Source organism: Paenibacillus favisporus (assembly GCF_040545415.1).
Classification (GTDB): Bacteria; Bacillota; Bacilli; order Paenibacillales; family Paenibacillaceae; genus Paenibacillus_AQ; species Paenibacillus_AQ favisporus.
This window is the reverse complement of the sequence record NZ_JBEPLV010000007.1, coordinates 90,791-106,700: the sequence shown is the minus strand read 5'-3', so window position 1 is coordinate 106,700 and position 15,910 is coordinate 90,791. Positions and strand designations below refer to the sequence as shown.

11 protein-coding genes are annotated in these 15,910 nt (G+C 56.1%); 9 read left to right on the top strand and 2 right to left on the bottom strand.

What is annotated here, in order from left to right; genetic code table 11:
• Positions 1–62 precede the first annotated feature (62 nt).
• Entirely contained in the window at positions 63–932 is an 870-nt protein-coding gene (locus ABID47_RS26780; RefSeq protein ID WP_354501345.1) for an endonuclease/exonuclease/phosphatase family protein, read from the top strand.
• Positions 933–1,018: 86 nt separating this feature from the next.
• Here ABID47_RS26780 and ABID47_RS26775 read toward each other — a convergent pair whose 3' ends face one another.
• Positions 1,019–2,224, bottom strand: coding sequence for an SLC45 family MFS transporter (locus tag ABID47_RS26775; RefSeq protein ID WP_354501343.1), 1,206 nt, complete (start codon positions 2,222–2,224; stop codon positions 1,019–1,021).
• A gap of 172 nt (positions 2,225–2,396) precedes the next feature.
• Here ABID47_RS26775 and fucU point away from each other — a divergent pair, with 172 nt between their 5' ends.
• Positions 2,397–2,825: an L-fucose mutarotase gene (gene fucU / locus ABID47_RS26770; protein ID WP_076174215.1), complete on the top strand. Its 429-nt coding sequence runs from the start codon at positions 2,397–2,399 to the stop codon at positions 2,823–2,825.
• A 124-nt stretch (positions 2,826–2,949) separates the two neighbouring features.
• Here fucU and ABID47_RS26765 read toward each other — a convergent pair whose 3' ends face one another.
• A complete protein-coding gene (locus ABID47_RS26765) occupies positions 2,950–3,855 on the bottom strand; it encodes a serine hydrolase domain-containing protein (protein WP_354501341.1) in 906 nt (301 codons plus the stop codon).
• A 549-nt stretch (positions 3,856–4,404) separates the two neighbouring features.
• Between ABID47_RS26765 and ABID47_RS26760 the strand changes: the two genes are divergently transcribed.
• The 7 genes from ABID47_RS26760 (at position 4,405) to ABID47_RS26730 (ending at position 15,881) form a co-directional block, all read left to right on the top strand.
• A complete protein-coding gene (locus ABID47_RS26760; protein ID WP_354501339.1) occupies positions 4,405–5,169 on the top strand; it encodes an alpha/beta hydrolase in 765 nt (254 codons plus the stop codon).
• 14 nt (positions 5,170–5,183) lie between these two features.
• Positions 5,184–6,143, top strand: coding sequence for an ABC transporter permease (locus ABID47_RS26755; protein WP_116234189.1), 960 nt, complete (start codon positions 5,184–5,186; stop codon positions 6,141–6,143).
• Between the two features lie 18 nt (positions 6,144–6,161).
• Complete coding sequence (locus tag ABID47_RS26750) at positions 6,162–7,064, top strand: carbohydrate ABC transporter permease (protein WP_076174223.1); 903 nt, start codon at positions 6,162–6,164, stop codon at positions 7,062–7,064.
• A 55-nt stretch (positions 7,065–7,119) separates the two neighbouring features.
• Complete coding sequence (locus ABID47_RS26745) at positions 7,120–8,718, top strand: type 2 periplasmic-binding domain-containing protein (protein WP_116234190.1); 1,599 nt, start codon at positions 7,120–7,122, stop codon at positions 8,716–8,718.
• A gap of 392 nt (positions 8,719–9,110) precedes the next feature.
• Complete coding sequence (gene bglX / locus ABID47_RS26740; protein WP_354501336.1) at positions 9,111–11,270, top strand: beta-glucosidase BglX; 2,160 nt, start codon at positions 9,111–9,113, stop codon at positions 11,268–11,270.
• A 156-nt stretch (positions 11,271–11,426) separates the two neighbouring features.
• Positions 11,427–14,792, top strand: a complete 3,366-nt coding sequence (locus ABID47_RS26735; protein WP_354501334.1) for a GH36-type glycosyl hydrolase domain-containing protein — start codon at positions 11,427–11,429, stop codon at positions 14,790–14,792.
• Positions 14,793–14,891: 99 nt separating this feature from the next.
• The gene (locus tag ABID47_RS26730; protein ID WP_354501332.1) at positions 14,892–15,881 is read left to right on the top strand and encodes a LacI family DNA-binding transcriptional regulator; all 990 of its coding nucleotides are present in this window, start codon (positions 14,892–14,894) and stop codon (positions 15,879–15,881) included.
• Positions 15,882–15,910 lie beyond the last annotated feature (29 nt).

The window sequence follows — 15,910 nt, the reverse complement described above, 5'->3', positions numbered from 1 at the left end:
TCGCTTTCCGGCGGATTATGATAGAATGGGCGTGCGCAAACTTTGAGAAATGAGGTGTTGATGTGAGCAACACAGCCATACCGGAGATGGAGCTCCGGTTCATGTCGTATAACATCAAAAACGACTATGACAAGGAAGGCGAGAATACATGGAACAGCCGGCGGGACCTGGTTGCCGGAATTGTCCGCTTCCATCGCGCCGACTTGGTCGGCATGCAGGAGGTGCTGCATAACCAGCTGACGGATCTGGAAGAGCGTCTGCCGGAGTACGGCTGGATCGGAGCCGGCCGGGAGGACGGGAAGCAAGACGGCGAATACGCCTGCATCTTTTACCTGAAGCAGCGGCTGGAGCCGCTGGAGCATGGACATTTCTGGCTGTCCGAAGAGCCGGAGAAGCCGGGCAAATTGGGCTGGGACGCAGCCTGCACCCGGATGGTAACCTGGTGCCGGTTCAAGGATACATATACGGGAAAAGAATTTATCCATCTGAACACTCATTTTGACCACATCGGCGTCGAGGCGGTTAAGCAGAGCGCGCATTTGATCAAAATCCGGATCCGGGACTTGGTGGAAAAGGGCGCCGCGGTGCTGACCGGGGATTTCAACGTCACCAGCGATTCGGAAGCCTACCGCGTCCTCTGCGGCGAAGAAGAGGGCGGGGCTCTGCTGCGTGATGCGGCGGTCAGCGCGGATTACAAGCATTTCGGCCCGGCATTCACCTTCCAGGGCTTTGACTCCCGGGAAACGGCCGCGCGGCTGTTCCCTGCGTATTTGAGCTCGGGCGAGGAGCATGGTCTCGAGTTTGAGAGCGCCATCGATTTTATTTTCGTGACCGGCGGGGTACGGGTGCGCAATTTTGGCGTGATCACCGACCACCGCCAGGGCAAAATGCCGTCCGACCATTTTCCGGTGGTCGCCGACCTGCTGGTGTAGCAGGCATTGGCAATTCGCATGTCAGCCAAAAAACATCCGCTTGGCTTCGTCAGCCGCGGATGTTTTTTTGTAATACGCCCATCTGTTTATCCGTTTAGCGTCGCCGTCTCGGACCCTGCGCCGGCCGTTTTGCCGTCATGGCGGACCATCGTCAGGAACAGCAGGGCGATCAGCAGGCTGGCCGACGCGACGACAAACAAGGAGGCGTAGCCGAACTGGTCGATGATCAGCCCGAGCAGCGGCGGCGAGGTGATTGCGGCCAGGGAGGACACGAGGTAATACAGTCCGGTTCGGGTTCCGATGCTCGCTTCGCTTCCGGTCGATACGATGAACGGATAGGAATTAATATTGATGCACGCCCAGAAGATGCCGCCGAGGGCAAGCAGCACGCGGAGCGGTCCCACGGTCCCGATGAACGGAACAGCAGCGAACACGAGAAACAGGCCGGCGACGCCCGTCAGGATGATCTTCTTCTTCCCGTAACGGTTGCCAAGCCAGCCGCTCGGGATGGCAAACAGGACGAAGAAAAGCGAAAAGAAGGTCAGGGAGAAGGAAGCGGCGCTTTCCTGCAGCCCCATATGATGCTTGCCGTAAAGCGTAAACAACGATTCGACGCCCTGATACCCGACGAACCAGAAAAAGATGGCGATCAGCAGCAGCACGGTCGTCCGGTCCAGCTCGCCGCGCAGCTTGATCCGGCTTCCTTCCTGCGGCGCGGAGGAAGGTGTGGAACCGCTTCCCCGCACGGGGACGAAGCGGTACAGAATCCACAGCGACAGCAGGGTGATGACCGCCGCGGCGATAAACGGGAAGGAGCGGTTCTGGTTGTACAGCAGCGATCCGCCGGCAAATGCGAGAATGCCGCCTACGCCGCCCATGAAGTTGATGACGCCGTTGGCTTTGGTCCGCTTCCCTTCCGGCGTGATGTCCGGCATGAGCGCGATCGTTGGCGAGCGGTAGAGGCTCATCGCCAGGTTCATCAGCATCATGAACAGGACCAGCGTCAGCAGACTGGTGTGAAAGGGGATCAGGATGACGAACAGGGCAGCGAGCGGCATCCCGATGAGCAGGTAGGGCATCCGCTTGCCGAAACGGGAGACGGTCCGGTCGCTCCGGTTGCCGATCCATGGCTGCAGGAACAGGGCGAAATAGTTGTCGATGGTCATCATGAAGCCGATCCACGCGGCGCTCTTCAGATACGGATCGAGGAAAAACGGAACAAACGCATTGTAGAGCGCCCAGGTAATGCTGATGCTGAAAAATCCGAAGCCGAGCAGCCAGGTCTTTTTCATGGACGACAAATCCTCCGTTTCGTGTTAGGGGTCATTTTCCACTATTATACAACGGCAGTGTATCCGGTAGCTTCATGCGATTGTAAAAATTAATTCAGGAAGGATATTCCTGCCGCGTGTCGTATTATGTTTCAGGACACCCCGAGTGGGAACATAATAGGAGGTTTTTGTCATGTTGAAAGGAATTTCTGCATTGCTGTCTCCTGAGCTGTTGAAAATATTAAGCGAAATGGGGCACGGGGACGAGATCGTATTTGCCGACGGAAATTTCCCTTCCGCCAGTCTGGCCAAGCGGCTGGTCCGGGCGGACGGCCACGGCATTCCCGAGCTGCTCCAGGCTGCGCTTGAGCTGCTGCCCCTGAACAGGTACGTGGAGTACCCCGTCATGCTGATGCAGGTGGTGCCGGGAGATCCGGTGGAAACGCCGGTGTGGGAAGTATATCGCAAGATCGTGCATGAGACGGAAGGGGAAGACATCAAGTTCACCGAATTGGAACGTTTCGAATTTTATGAACGCGCGAAGAAAGCCTATGCGGTCGTGGCGACCGGAGAACGTGCGTTGTACGGCAACCTGATTTTGTCCAAAGGGGTCATTTCTTAAGAGAATGACAGATAAGAAAGGTCCAGAATCCTCACCCCCAAGCAAGCAAAAACGGTGCTCTCCTCGCCTAAGAGGACGCACCGTTTTGTTGTATTTTCTGACATGTCACGAAAATGTAACACGCTTAGAGCTGGGGCAAAATATCCGCCCAGACGGCGTCGAGAATGCCCTGCATATCATCCTCGTCACTGTTGATGGCGATCACGGCCTCTTTGTCCGGGATGACGACGCAAAACTGTCCACGCATGCCGTCAGCGCGGTATGCTCCGTGCGTGCACATCCAGAATTGGCCGCCGTAACCCGCACCCCAGTCGGCCGTTCCCGGCGTGTCGATTTGCTTCCGCGTAACCTCGCCGATCCATGCCTCCGGGATCAGCTGGACGCCCTGCCACCGCCCCTTCTGCAGCAGCATCTGGCCGAACCGGCTCAGCTCTTCGCAGCTGATCCACAGCCCGGTGCAGCCGAGCGTGACGCCGAGCGGCGACGTGTCCCACCGGACATCCCGGATACCGAGCGGCTCGAACAGCCGCGGCACCAAATAATCGCGCACCGTCTCTAGGGCGGCTGCCTGAACCATGGCCGAGATCATAAACGTGTCGCCGCTGCTGTACGTGAAGGTCTCTCCGGGCATCCGGTCCAAGGGCAGAGACATATAGTATTTTGCCCAATCCTTCTCCTGCAGCGTTTCCCGCTCTTCCGCCCAGAGCGGCGGGTCATCGTGGCCGGAGGCCATCCGGAGCAGATGACCGAGGGTCAGCTCTCCCGGTGGATAGGCCGAATCCTTCACCGATTTTCCATAGTCCGGGAAAAAATCGTTTAACCGTGCATGCAATGTCAGCTTTCCTTCGGCGATGGCAAGTCCGACCGCCATGCTTGTAAAAGACTTACTGACCGAATGCTGAAGCCGGCGGGCGTCGCCATTCCGGTCCCAGAGCCCCAGCAGCCGCCCCTTTTGCAGCACCCGGACTGATAAAACGTTCAGTTTCCTGCTGCCTACGTTATCAACAAAACCGCCGATTTGAAATGTCATCGTTAAGCCTTCCTTCCGCTTAATCCTATGGCTGAAACGGGTTACAGCATGTGCCGTTCCGCTACGGCCGTCAGGAATAGGATGAAATCTATAGAAACGTTTCCACATTGACTCGTTAATCTTGAGATTATTACAGATTACTTTATCTTGTCAACTCCATTTTGTAAGCGGTTACCATTTGTTATCCGATAGGGATTTTGTCGCATTAACGTAAGTGAGATCAGGGATTTGCACAAAAATACAGTTCGCTGGGCCTTTGTAAAAAAGGTTGTTGACAGGTTTAGACAACGGGCTTATGATGTTAATCGAAACGATTCGAAAAAATCGCTTTCATCGCTTTTGACGCTCCTGCGGCAGCTACCGATAATGCCCGATAAGGCTGAATCGGATCTTGCTTAGGCGGGAACGCAATCGGCGATCAGAAGAACCAATGACGGGCCGAAACTGTCCGTTATCGGCTCAGCCGGGCCGGCTTCCCGAAAGGGGGCTGCCGCTGACTAAGGCGGACAACACGATAGAGCAGTCGAACTGAAATGAAAGGGGTTACATATGGCGCATCTAACGATCGATACCGGCTCGCCAACACTGCGGATGACGACCAGCATCCATGTGATCTCTCCGGTGGATACCGGCGTCCCCACTTCAAGCACGCTGTATCTTCTGCACGGAGCGGGGGACAACGCCAGCACCTGGCACCGCCTGACGACCGTGGAAATGTTCGCGGCGAGGTACGGCTGTACGGTGATCATGCCGGAAGCAGGGCGAAGCTTTTATACCGACATGGTTTACGGGCTGGACTATTTTCACTACATCACGGAGGAGCTACCCGAGCTGTGCGGGCGCCTGTTGCATTTGAATACCGATCCCGAAAGAACGTTTGTGGCGGGATTGTCGATGGGCGGCTACGGAGCGCTCAAATGCGCGCTCACCTACCCGGAGCGGTACGCCAAAGCCGTATCTTTCTCGGGCGTGACCGACATCCGTCAGCGTCTGAATGACCCGGCGATGCCGGAAGGGATGCGCAGGGAGATGCAGGCCGTCTTCGGACCGGGGCTTGAGGTGAAGCCGGATCAGGATGTGTATGCGCTGTCCGCGAAATTGATCGAAGAGGGCCGAAGGCTGCCGCCGGTGCTGTGCTGCTGCGGATCGGAGGATCCGTTCGTCGGAATGAACCGGCAGTTTGCCGCCAGTATGGAAAACAGCCCGTTCGATTTCCGGTACGTTGAGGGACCGGGAACGCATGACTGGCTCTTTTGGGAAGAGCATTTAAAGACCGCTTTTGATTTTCTGTTTGAAGACAAGACCCAAGAATAGTGAGGAGATGCCAATTGAAACCCGCAGCCTTAGGGCCGAACAAAAATGCAAAGGGGCGTTCCAAAACCGGTAATCTGTTTACGGAAATTTGGAAGCACCGGATGACGTATACGCTGCTTATTCCCGGCATCATCTGGCTGATCCTGTTTGCTTATCTGCCGATGGGCGGCTTGTCGCTCGCGTTTAAGCATTACAAAGCCAACATGGGAATTTGGGGCAGCCCTTGGGTCGGCCTGGAGAACTTCAAGTATGTATTCCGCGACCCGACGTTTGCCCAAGCGGTGTGGAGAACACTGTACATCAACATTATCAAGCTGATTATCACCTTCCCGTTCCCGATTCTGCTGGCGCTCCTGCTGAACGAGCTCCGGATGCGGAAGACGAAGAAGCTGTTCCAGACGATCTTTACGTTTCCGCAGTTCCTGTCGTGGATCATTGTTTCGGGGATCGTGATCAACGTCCTTTCCTATGACGGCCTGCTGAACAGCGCGCTGCAGCTTCTTGGACTTCCGACGATCAACTTCCTCGGCTCCGAACCCATGTTCCTGCCGATGCTGATTTTGACGGACATCTGGAAATCCACCGGATGGGGGGCCATCATCTTCCTGGCTGCTATCTCGGGGATCGACCAAGACCAATACGAATCGGCGCAGATCGACGGCGCTTCGCGGATGCAGCAAATTTTCAAAATTACGCTGCCGAACATTTTGCCGACCGTCACGGTCATGTTCATCCTGAACGTGGGCGGCCTGATGTCCGCCGGCTTTGACCAGATTTTCAACTTGGCGAATGCGGCGACGCAGAACGTGTCCCAGGTGCTCGACGTGTACATTTACCGGATCACGTTCCAGTCCTCGACGGACTTCTCGTTCTCGACGGCGGTCAGCTTGTTCCGTTCGCTCGTGAACATGATTCTGCTGCTTGCTGCAGACCGCGTGGCCAAACTGATGGGCGGAGACGGATTGTTCCGTTAGGAAAGGAGTGTTAGAGAGATGAGTACGCATGCTGAGAAACGGCATAAATACCGGGTCGGTAAAATGACGCTTCTCGATTACATCATGTTTATCGTGCTGATTGTGTTGGCATTAATTATTTTGATTCCGTTCCTGAACGTGATCGCGATTTCGCTCGCCTCACAGAAGGAGTATGCCGATAATCCGATGATGCTGTGGCCGAAGCATCCGACGCTGGACGCCTACCGTGCGCTGTTCGAAGACGGCAGGCTGCTGACGGGCTTCTGGAACACCATTAAAATTCTGGTGGTCGGCCTGCCGCTGAGCTTGTTCCTGACGAGCACGATGGCTTACGGCCTCAGCCGCAACAAGTTCCCGGGGAAAAAGTTTATCTTCTTCCTCGTCCTGTTCACCATGATCTTTAACGGCGGGATTGTGCCGCTGTACCTGGTCATGAAATCGCTGCACCTCACCGGTTCCCTGTGGTCTGTCATCCTGGTTGGAAGCTTCAGTGCCTTCAATATGATCCTGATGATGAACTACTTCCAGGGCCTGCCGGAGTCCTTGATGGAATCCGCGAGGCTCGACGGGGCGGGCGAATGGCGCATCTTGTTCTCCGTCGTCCTTCCGCTCGCGGCGCCGATTATGGCGACCATTACGCTGTTCTACGGCGTGGCCTTCTGGAACGGATGGTATGATGCGATGATCTTCCTGCGAAAAGCGGAAATGCTTCCGCTGCAAAACGTCCTGCGGACCATTATCGTCGAATCGTCGACAAACGTTTCGAATGCGGCCAGCGTAGACGCCCTGAACAAATCCGGTTTTTCCACGGGAATGAAGATGGCTTCGGTCTTCGTATCGATGGTGCCGATCATGTGCTTCTTCCCGATGCTGCAAAAGCACTTCGCCAAAGGGGTGTTAACAGGGGCTATCAAGACCTGATTACACAATAGATTTTTTTTACCACAAAAAATCTGATCAAAAGAGGGGAAAAAACATGAACACCAAAAAGCTGTTCAAACCGCTTCTGGCCGTTGCGCTGTCGGCGGTGATGCTGACGGTGACTGCCTGCGGGAAAGACACGGCATCATCCGGCGGCAACGAAAAAGACGCGGACGGGAACTACAAGGACAAATTAAAAATTTCCGTCGCGCAGACCACGGAAGTAAAAGACGGTGTGCTCGACAACGAGTTCCACAAGTACTGGATGGACAAATTCAACGTCGAGTGGGATTACAACTACGTACAGTGGGATTCATGGCCGGAAAAACTCCGCCTGTGGATCAACTCCGGCGACCTGCCTGACGTGGCCAGCTGGAACTACGTGCACGGCGATTTCATGAACTATGTCGATCAAGGACTGCTCTACAAATTCCCGGATGACTGGAAAGAGCGCTGGCCGAACGTAGCGGCGGCCTACAAGCTGACCGGCCTCGGCGACAAGCTGGAAGAGCTGACAGGCGGTACTTACATTCTGCCGAAACCGGTGTACTACCAGAACAAACCGGCTGATCCGCTTGTGAACCAAATCGGCGTCATTGCGATCCGCAAAGACTGGGCCAAAGCTGTCGGGTTTGAACTGAAGGATGCATACACCACAAGCGAACTGATCCATTATGCGGAACTGGTCAAAGAGAAAGACCCAGGGAAGCTGGGCTCCAAGCTCGTTCCGATCTCATACACAGCGGATGACGCTTTGACCAACATCATCATGGCCAACAGTGAGCACTCCCGCGTGGAATCGGCGTTCTATAAAGGAGAAGACGGCAAGTTCCATTGGGGACCAGCCGATCCGGAGACGCTGACCGGTCTGAAGCTGATGCAGAAAGCGTACAAAGAAGGCCTGCTTAATCCGGAATTCTACACATGGAAAAACAACGAAGGCAGCGACAACTTCAGAGTTAAAGGCGTTGCTGCGATGATGTCGCTGGGCGGTCTGGCTTCGTACAGACAAGACATGGACAAGAACATGCAGAAGAACCTGGGCGTAAGCAGCGACGACCTCGTCCATACGGCGATCGTTCTGGGTGACGACGGCAAATACCGCAACCTGGAGCAGCCGAACTTCTGGTCTGCGCTGATCTTCTCGCCAAACATCAGCAAAGAGAAGTTCGAACGCATCATGGATATTATCGACTACTCGACGACCAAAGAAGGACAAATGCTCCTGAACATGGGCTTTGAGGGCAAGGATTGGAAGTACGACGAGAACAAAGAGCCGGTCAGCCTGCTTCCGGAAGGAACGACCTTGGAAGACAAATATCCGGCACGTTTTGAAGGACTGTACATTTTGGGTGACGACTTCAGTATCGTGAACCCTGCGATCAAGAAGGAATACCGTGACCGCGCCGTTGAGCTGTTTAAAGAGAAAGCGAAACTGGGCAGCGAAGGCGGCAAGCTGGCAACTTACGACTGGGATGTGCAGCTGTACGATTCCAAAGCGAAGAGCCAGGCATCCTTCGATTACCAGAACGAGTACGCCAACCTGATCCTGCAAGGCGGCGATCTGGAAGCGAACTGGAAGAAGTGGGTACAAAGCAAGCAGTCCCTCGTTCAACCGGTTCTGGATGAACTGAACAGCAAATTTGCCAAGTAACAGATCGTTCTGAAATAAGGATAAGAACTGAGCATTATACGCAGTCCGAGTCTAAGGAACCCGGTGTGCAGCACATTTTGATGCAGCCGGGTTCTTCTCTTCCACGGTGGTGCCGGGCCGGGTTTCTTCTATTATAAATAGGCCGGCCTGGCCACGGGGAGGAGACATAGATTCTAATAACGATTAAAGAATGCAAATGTATATCGATAGACGCTTTTCTTCATGAGGAATTTGCACAAAAGATAAGCGCCAAGGACGGGTTTCATCCTTGCTGCCCTTGTCAGCCAGGTTTTGTGCAAGCTCCTGAGAAAGGAGAAAGGGTCTGAAAGCGCCGGACCATTCGTGTCCGGAAGGCCTGGATCATCATACGACTTTGTTGTGGAGGGAATGGAATGGACAACCGGCAGTTAATCGAACTGTTACATCAGATGACGCTGGAAGAGAAAATTGCGCAGCTGCTCCAGCTGACCGCCAATTTTCATGAAGGCGGCGAAAGCCAAATTACCGGACCGCTTGAGGAAATGGGGATCACCGAATCGATGGTGACCGCCAGCGGCTCCGTTCTGGGGTTATCGGGAGCGCAGTCGGTCATCGATGTGCAGAAATCATATTTAAGCAAAAGCCGGCTCGGCATTCCGCTGATGTTTATGGCCGATGTGGTGCATGGCTTCAAAACGATCTTTCCGATCCCGCTGGCGATCGGATGCTCCTGGGATACGGAGCTGGCCGAGAAGAGCGCCGAAATTGCCGCGAGAGAGTCGGCGGTGTCCGGCATTCACGTAACTTTTGCCCCGATGGTCGATCTGGTGCGCGATCCGCGGTGGGGACGCGTCATGGAGACGACCGGCGAAGATCCGTACCTGAACAGCCTGTTTGCCCGGGCTTTTGTCCGCGGCTATCAAGGCGGGAGCCTGAAGGAAGAGCCGGAGCGGCTGGCTGCCTGCGTTAAGCACTTCGCCGCCTATGGCGCTCCTGAAGGGGGACGCGACTACAACACGGTCAACATGTCGGAACGCAATCTGCGGGAGCAGTATCTGCCGGCCTATAAAGCGGCACTGGACGAAGGCTGCGAGATGGTCATGACGTCGTTCAATACCGTGGACGGCATTCCAGCTACCGGCAATGAGAAGCTGATGCGCGGCATCCTCCGCGATGAGTGGGGTTTTGACGGCGTCCTGATTTCGGACTGGGCATCGATCCGCGAAATGATCGCGCACGGCGCGGCGGAGGACGATGGCGAGGCCGCTTACCGGGCGATCCGGGCCGGCGTGGATATCGAGATGATGACACCTTGTTACGTACAGCATCTGCCGGGCCTCATCGAGAGCGGACGCGTGGACGAAGCCTTGGTCGACGAAGCGGTGATGCGGATATTGCGGCTGAAAGACAAGCTCGGGTTATTCGACAATCCGCTGCGAGGAGCCGATCCGGAGCGTGAGCGCGAAGTGCTGTTCTGTCAGGAACATCGAAACGTTTCTTACGAGTTGGCAACCAAGTCGAGCGTACTGCTGAAAAACGAAGGCGGCCTGCTGCCGCTTGCGCCTGGAAAGAAGGTTGCCCTGATTGGGCCGTTCGCCCAGAGCGACGACATCCTCGGCTGGTGGTCCTGCGTCGGCGTGAAGGAAGACGCCGTGAAGCTGGGAACCGCGCTGCAGGAGCGGCTGGCTGAGGGGCAGCTGGTCATTGCCGAAGGCTCCGGCGTCGTAAGCGTGGAGCAATCGCAGATTGACGCTGCCATCGCCGCGGCTCAAGACGCGGACGTGATCGTGCTCGCCCTTGGCGAAGATTCGGCCATGAGCGGGGAAGGCGGGTCCCGAACGAACATCCGCCTGCCGGAAGCCCAGCTGGAGCTGGTGCGGCAGCTGAAGAAGGTTGGCAAGCCAATGGCTGCGGTGATCTTCAACGGCCGTCCGCTGGACCTGCACGGAATCATTGACGAAGCGGACGCCGTCCTGGAAGCCTGGTTCCCGGGCAGCGAAGGCGGAGCCGCGATCGCCGACATCCTGATCGGGCGCGTGAATCCTTCGGCCCGGCTGACGATGTCCTTCCCGCATTCGGTGGGTCAAATTCCGGTCTATTACAACCATTACAATACCGGCCGTCCGATGAATCCGGACAAAACGGAAGAGCGGTATGTGTCCAAATATATCGACAGTCCGAATGATCCGCTGCTTCCGTTCGGATACGGCCTATCCTATACGACGTTTGAATACGGCGAGCTGAAATTGTCCGGAAACGAGATAACGGCCAATCAGCCGCTGCAGGTCAGCGTGAACGTAACGAACACCGGGGATCGCGCAGGCATCGAAACGGTTCAGCTGTATATCCGCGACGTGGCCGGTGAAGTGGTCCGTCCGATGCGCGAGCTGAAAGGCTTCGTACGTCTCGAGCTTGCTCCCGGGGAAAGCGCGGATGCGGTCTTTACGATCACGGAGGAACAGCTTCGTTATTATCATTCCGACCTTACGCAAGCCAGCGATCCGGGAACGTTCCAGGTGTTTGTCGGTCCGAACAGCCGGGACACCCTTGCTGAGTCGTTCCGGCTGGTTTAGATGAACAGACGGCCATGCGTGTACACAAAGAACAGCGCATGGTCTTGGAGAGAGCTGACCAACAAGACGATGCAGGATGAAAAATACTGTAAAAGCTGCCTCGAAGCCGTACCGGACAGGTTCCGGCCGGCTTCCGGGATAGGAGGATGAACAACTATGACAACCATTACGAATTCCAAGCTTCAAGTCCAGGCCGGCGATCTGTCCTTTACGTTCTGGGAAAGCGGCGACCTGTTCCAAGCCGTCAGCGGCAAGACGATGATCAACCAGCTGATGAGCAGCCCGCTCGATGGGGCTTTAAATAATCTGTATCTCCGCTTCCATGACGATTCCGCCATCCGCTTCTACCCGCTGCTCGGCATCCGTTCGGACAGCCGGGTCAGCACAGGCGAGGGACGTATCGTCTGGACAGGCGAAGCCGAAGGGGTAGCGTACAGCGTAACGTTTGCGCTCAGTCCGCTCGGCGTGTGGTTCTGGGACGTCCGGGCGACCGGGCATGGTTTCAAGATCGACGTCGTTTACGGCCAGGATATCGGGGACGCGGATCCGGGCGCCGTTCGCAGCAACGAGGCGTACCTGTCCCAATATATCGACCATACCGTCTTCGAAGACAAAGACCACGGCTATGTGGTGTGCTCGCGCCAGAACCAGCCGCAGGGCGGAGCGTTCCCTTACATACAGCAGGGTTCGCTGACGCGTGCCGCGGGGTTCTCTACGGACGGCTTCCAGTTCTTCGGCCTGTCTTATAAAGAAACGAACGTGCCGGCATGCCTCAGCCAGCCTCAATTGGCGAACGAGGTCTATCAATACGAGTTCGCCTACACGGCGCTTCAGTCCGAAGCGGTAACGCTGGACGGGGAAGCACGCTTCGTGTTCTACGGCTTGTTCAAGCCGGATCATGCGGCTGCGGTAACCGAGCTGGAATTCAAGGACGAGGTGCTGAAAGCCTGGGATCAGGTGCAGGCAAATCTGGCCGCTGCGGCCGGTCCGCTGCATGAACTGCCGCGGGTCCGCCTGAATCCGGAGATCGGTGAACCGCTGCGTACCCTGCCGCTTACTGCGGAGGAGCTCGAAGCCCTTTTCCCGGCAGCTGGAAGACAGGAGGAGGAAACCGAGAACGGACAGCTTCTTGCGTTCTTTACCGACACCTATGAGCATGTCGTACTGAAAGAGAAGGAGCTGCGGGTGGAGCGTCCGCACGGGCATATTCTGATGAGCGGCGGCAGCGTGAAGCTGGGCGCCAAAGTCGTGACGACGACTTCTTATATGTACGGCATTTTCAACTCTCATCTGGTGGTGGGCAATACCAACTTCAACAAAATGATGAGCAATGCCCGCAGCGCCTTGAACGTGCCGAAGACGGCGGGACAGCGGATATACGTAAACATCGAGGGAGTGTACCGTCTCCTGACGATGCCGTCGCTGTTCGAGATCGGCTTCAACTATGTGCGCTGGTACTACAAAACGGCGGATGACATGCTGGTGATCACCAATTTCGCGGCGGCGGATGCGCCTGAAGTACGCCTTCATGTGCGCTCGGAGAGCGGCAAAGCGTATGAATTCCTGGTGACCAGCCAGGTCACTATGGACGTCAACGAGTTCGAAGCACCGGTCCGCATGACGGAATCGGCGGGTGTGCTGACGTTCCACGGCGCCCAGGATGCACTCCGGAAGGAAGCCTATCCGCACCTGAAATACACCATGCGGATCGACGGCGCCAAGGCGGCTGTTAGCGATGAAACGGCACTCGCAAGCGGCGTTAAGGCTGGGGAAGCATCAGTAGTGACGCTCAAGCTGGATGCTGCCCCGGAGTGGACTTTGACGATGCAGGGGCTGCTGGACGGGGAAGACCTTCCTGAAGCTAACCGCAGCGCAGAAGATGAAATCGCGAAATATCGGGAGTTCTTCCGGGACGTGATGAACGGATTCCGCTTAACCGGCGGGGATGGCACCGAAGGCAAGGACTTCTTCAAAGTGAATGCGCTGGCCTGGTGGTACACCCATAATATGCTGGTGCATTATTCGGTGCCGCATGGCTTGGAACAGTACGGAGGCGCAGCTTGGGGAACGCGGGACGTCTGCCAGGGGCCGACCGAGTACTTTATGGCGACGCAAAAATTCGAACAGGTGCGCGACATTCTGACAATGGTGTATTCCCACCAGTACGAAGACGACGGCAACTGGCCGCAGTGGTTTATGTTCGACAACTACTTTACCGTCCAGCAGGAGGAGAGCCACGGCGATATCATCGTATGGCCGCTGAAGGTGCTCAGCGATTACCTGCGGGCGACCGAAGACTTCGGCATTCTCGAGGAGAAGGTTCCATATACGGTCAAGCACAAGTTCCATTTTACCGAAGAAACCGCCACGATTCTGGATCACGTGTACAAGGAGATCGGTTACATTCGCAGCCACTTCCTGCACGATACCAACCTGTCCTCCTATGGGGATGGAGATTGGGACGATACGCTGCAGCCGGCCAACGCCCAGCTGAAGCAGTATATGGTCAGCAGCTGGACCGTCGCCCTGACGTACCAGACGATGACACAGCTCTCAGGCGCCCTGAAATCCGCCAAGCCGGAATTGGCTTCGGAGCTTCATGATATGGCGCAGGGAATCAAGCGCGATTACGAAAAATACATGCTCGGAACAGAAGTCATTCCTGGGTTCCTCTATATGGAGAATCCGGACGAGGTGAAGCTGATGCTCCATCCGACCGACAAGGAGACCGGCATTCAGTATCGCCTGCTGCCGATGACCCGGAGCATGATTGCGGAGCTGCTGGATCCGGAGCGCGCGAAGGCGCATTATGAGCTGATCAAAGAGAAGCTCTTCTTCCCGGACGGCGTCCGTCTCATGAACCGTCCGGCCCAGTATGCCGGCGGCGTCAGCACGCACTTCAAACGGGCGGAGCAGGCGTCGAATTTCGGGCGCGAAGTGGGCCTGCAGTATGTTCACGCCCATATCCGCTTCATTGAAGCGATGGCGAAGCTCGGGCATGCGGATGATGTATGGAACGGCCTGAACGTGATCAACCCGGTCGGCATCCGCAATGTCGTGCCGAATGCCGAGCTGCGTCAAAGCAACGCTTATTTCAGCAGCTCCGACGGCAAGTTCAACACGCGTTATGACGCGCAGGCGCATTTTGATGAGCTGCGCAGCGGCAGCGTGCAGGTGAAGGGCGGATGGCGTATTTACTCCAGCGGTCCGGGGATCTACATGAATCAGCTGATCTCGAACGCGCTGGGCATCCGCCAGGAGCAGCAGGATCTCATCGTGGATCCGGTGCTGCCGCAGAAGCTGGACGGACTGCGCTTCGACTTCCGCTACGACGGTCAGGACGTGGCCTTCATTTACCATTTGAGCGGCACCGGCGAGCGCCGCGTGAAGCTGAACGGCCGGGAGCTGGAAGCTTCGGCGGTGAGCAATCCGTACCGCGAGGGCGGATTGCGGATTTCGAAGGACGTGTTCGAGCAGGGAATGAAGCCGGACGGCCACAATGTGGTTGAGATTTTTATGTAGCAGTTTAAGGCGATCTTCACGGATCGCCCTTTTCCATGAGAACTGGAATATGGATAATTTTGGACCTAGCAATGGTTTGATACGGGGGAGCGAGGAACATTGGTTAGTATTAAGGATATCGCTAAAAAAGCCGGGGTTTCCATATCGACGGTATCATATGCCCTAAACGGCAGCAGCAAGGTGACGGATGAAACCCGCTCGAAAATTTTGGCGATCGCCAAGGAACTGAACTATGTGCCGAACGCGGCCGCGAGATCGCTGAAGAAGCGGGAATCCCGGATCATCGGGGTATTTCTGACGGATTTTAAAGGGGATGTGTATGGCGATCTGCTCGACGGGATGAAGGAGGTCTGCAACGCCCAGGGCTACGACCTGATCGTATGCAGCGGCAAGCAGGCCCACCGGATGCTTCCGGAGCGGATGATCGACGGAGCCATTATTCTGGACCATGCGTTTACGAACGCCGAGCTGCTCAAATATGCCGAGCGGAACCACAAAATCGTCGTGCTGGACCGGGAGCTCGAGCATCCCAACATCAATCAGGTGCTGCTGGATAATAAGGCAGGGGCTACGCTGGCCACCGAATTTTTGGTCGAGCAGGGCCACAAGAAGATTTACATCGTGACGGGGCCAGATGACTCGTTTGACTCCATTCAGCGCATGAAGGCGGTCAAAATGGTTGCGGACCGCACGGAAGATGTGGAGTGGATCGAGATCCCCGGCGACTTCAAGAAAAGCGGAGGGGAACGCGCCGCCGAACGGGTCATCGGTGAGTATACCGGCCCGGCGGCCGTGTTCTGCCTCAATGACGAAATGGCCATCGGTTTTTGCAACCGGCTGGCGGAGACCGATTACCGGATCGGGGAGCATGTGCATTTGATCGGCTTCGATAATATTGAGCTGACGAGCTACATGCAGCCGCGCCTGGCGACCATTAACTACTCCAAACGGAAATGGGGGGCGCTGGCGTCGGAGCAGCTGATCAAAATTTTATCCGGCGAGGAAGTGGAGCATGAGCGCATCTACGTCACGCTGATCAAAGGGGAATCTGTCGGAAAAAGCGCCCGGCAGGTTAATGTGACTAGATGAAGCACGCATGCACCGCGGTGAACAAACAG

What these genes read in the sequence shown, in the direction of transcription:
- ABID47_RS26745 (WP_116234190.1), top strand. Translation starts at nt 7,120, where the DNA reads ATGAACACCAAAAAGCTGTTCAAACCGCTTCTGGCCGTTGCGCTGTCG.
- ABID47_RS26750 (WP_076174223.1), top strand. Translation starts at nt 6,162, where the DNA reads ATGAGTACGCATGCTGAGAAACGGCATAAATACCGGGTCGGTAAAATG.
- ABID47_RS26735 (WP_354501334.1), top strand. Translation starts at nt 11,427, where the DNA reads ATGACAACCATTACGAATTCCAAGCTTCAAGTCCAGGCCGGCGATCTG.
- ABID47_RS26775 (WP_354501343.1), bottom strand. Translation starts at nt 2,224, where the DNA reads ATGAAAAAGACCTGGCTGCTCGGCTTCGGATTTTTCAGCATCAGCATT.
- fucU (WP_076174215.1), top strand. Translation starts at nt 2,397, where the DNA reads ATGTTGAAAGGAATTTCTGCATTGCTGTCTCCTGAGCTGTTGAAAATA.
- bglX (WP_354501336.1), top strand. Translation starts at nt 9,111, where the DNA reads ATGGACAACCGGCAGTTAATCGAACTGTTACATCAGATGACGCTGGAA.
- ABID47_RS26760 (WP_354501339.1), top strand. Translation starts at nt 4,405, where the DNA reads ATGGCGCATCTAACGATCGATACCGGCTCGCCAACACTGCGGATGACG.
- ABID47_RS26765 (WP_354501341.1), bottom strand. Translation starts at nt 3,855, where the DNA reads ATGACATTTCAAATCGGCGGTTTTGTTGATAACGTAGGCAGCAGGAAA.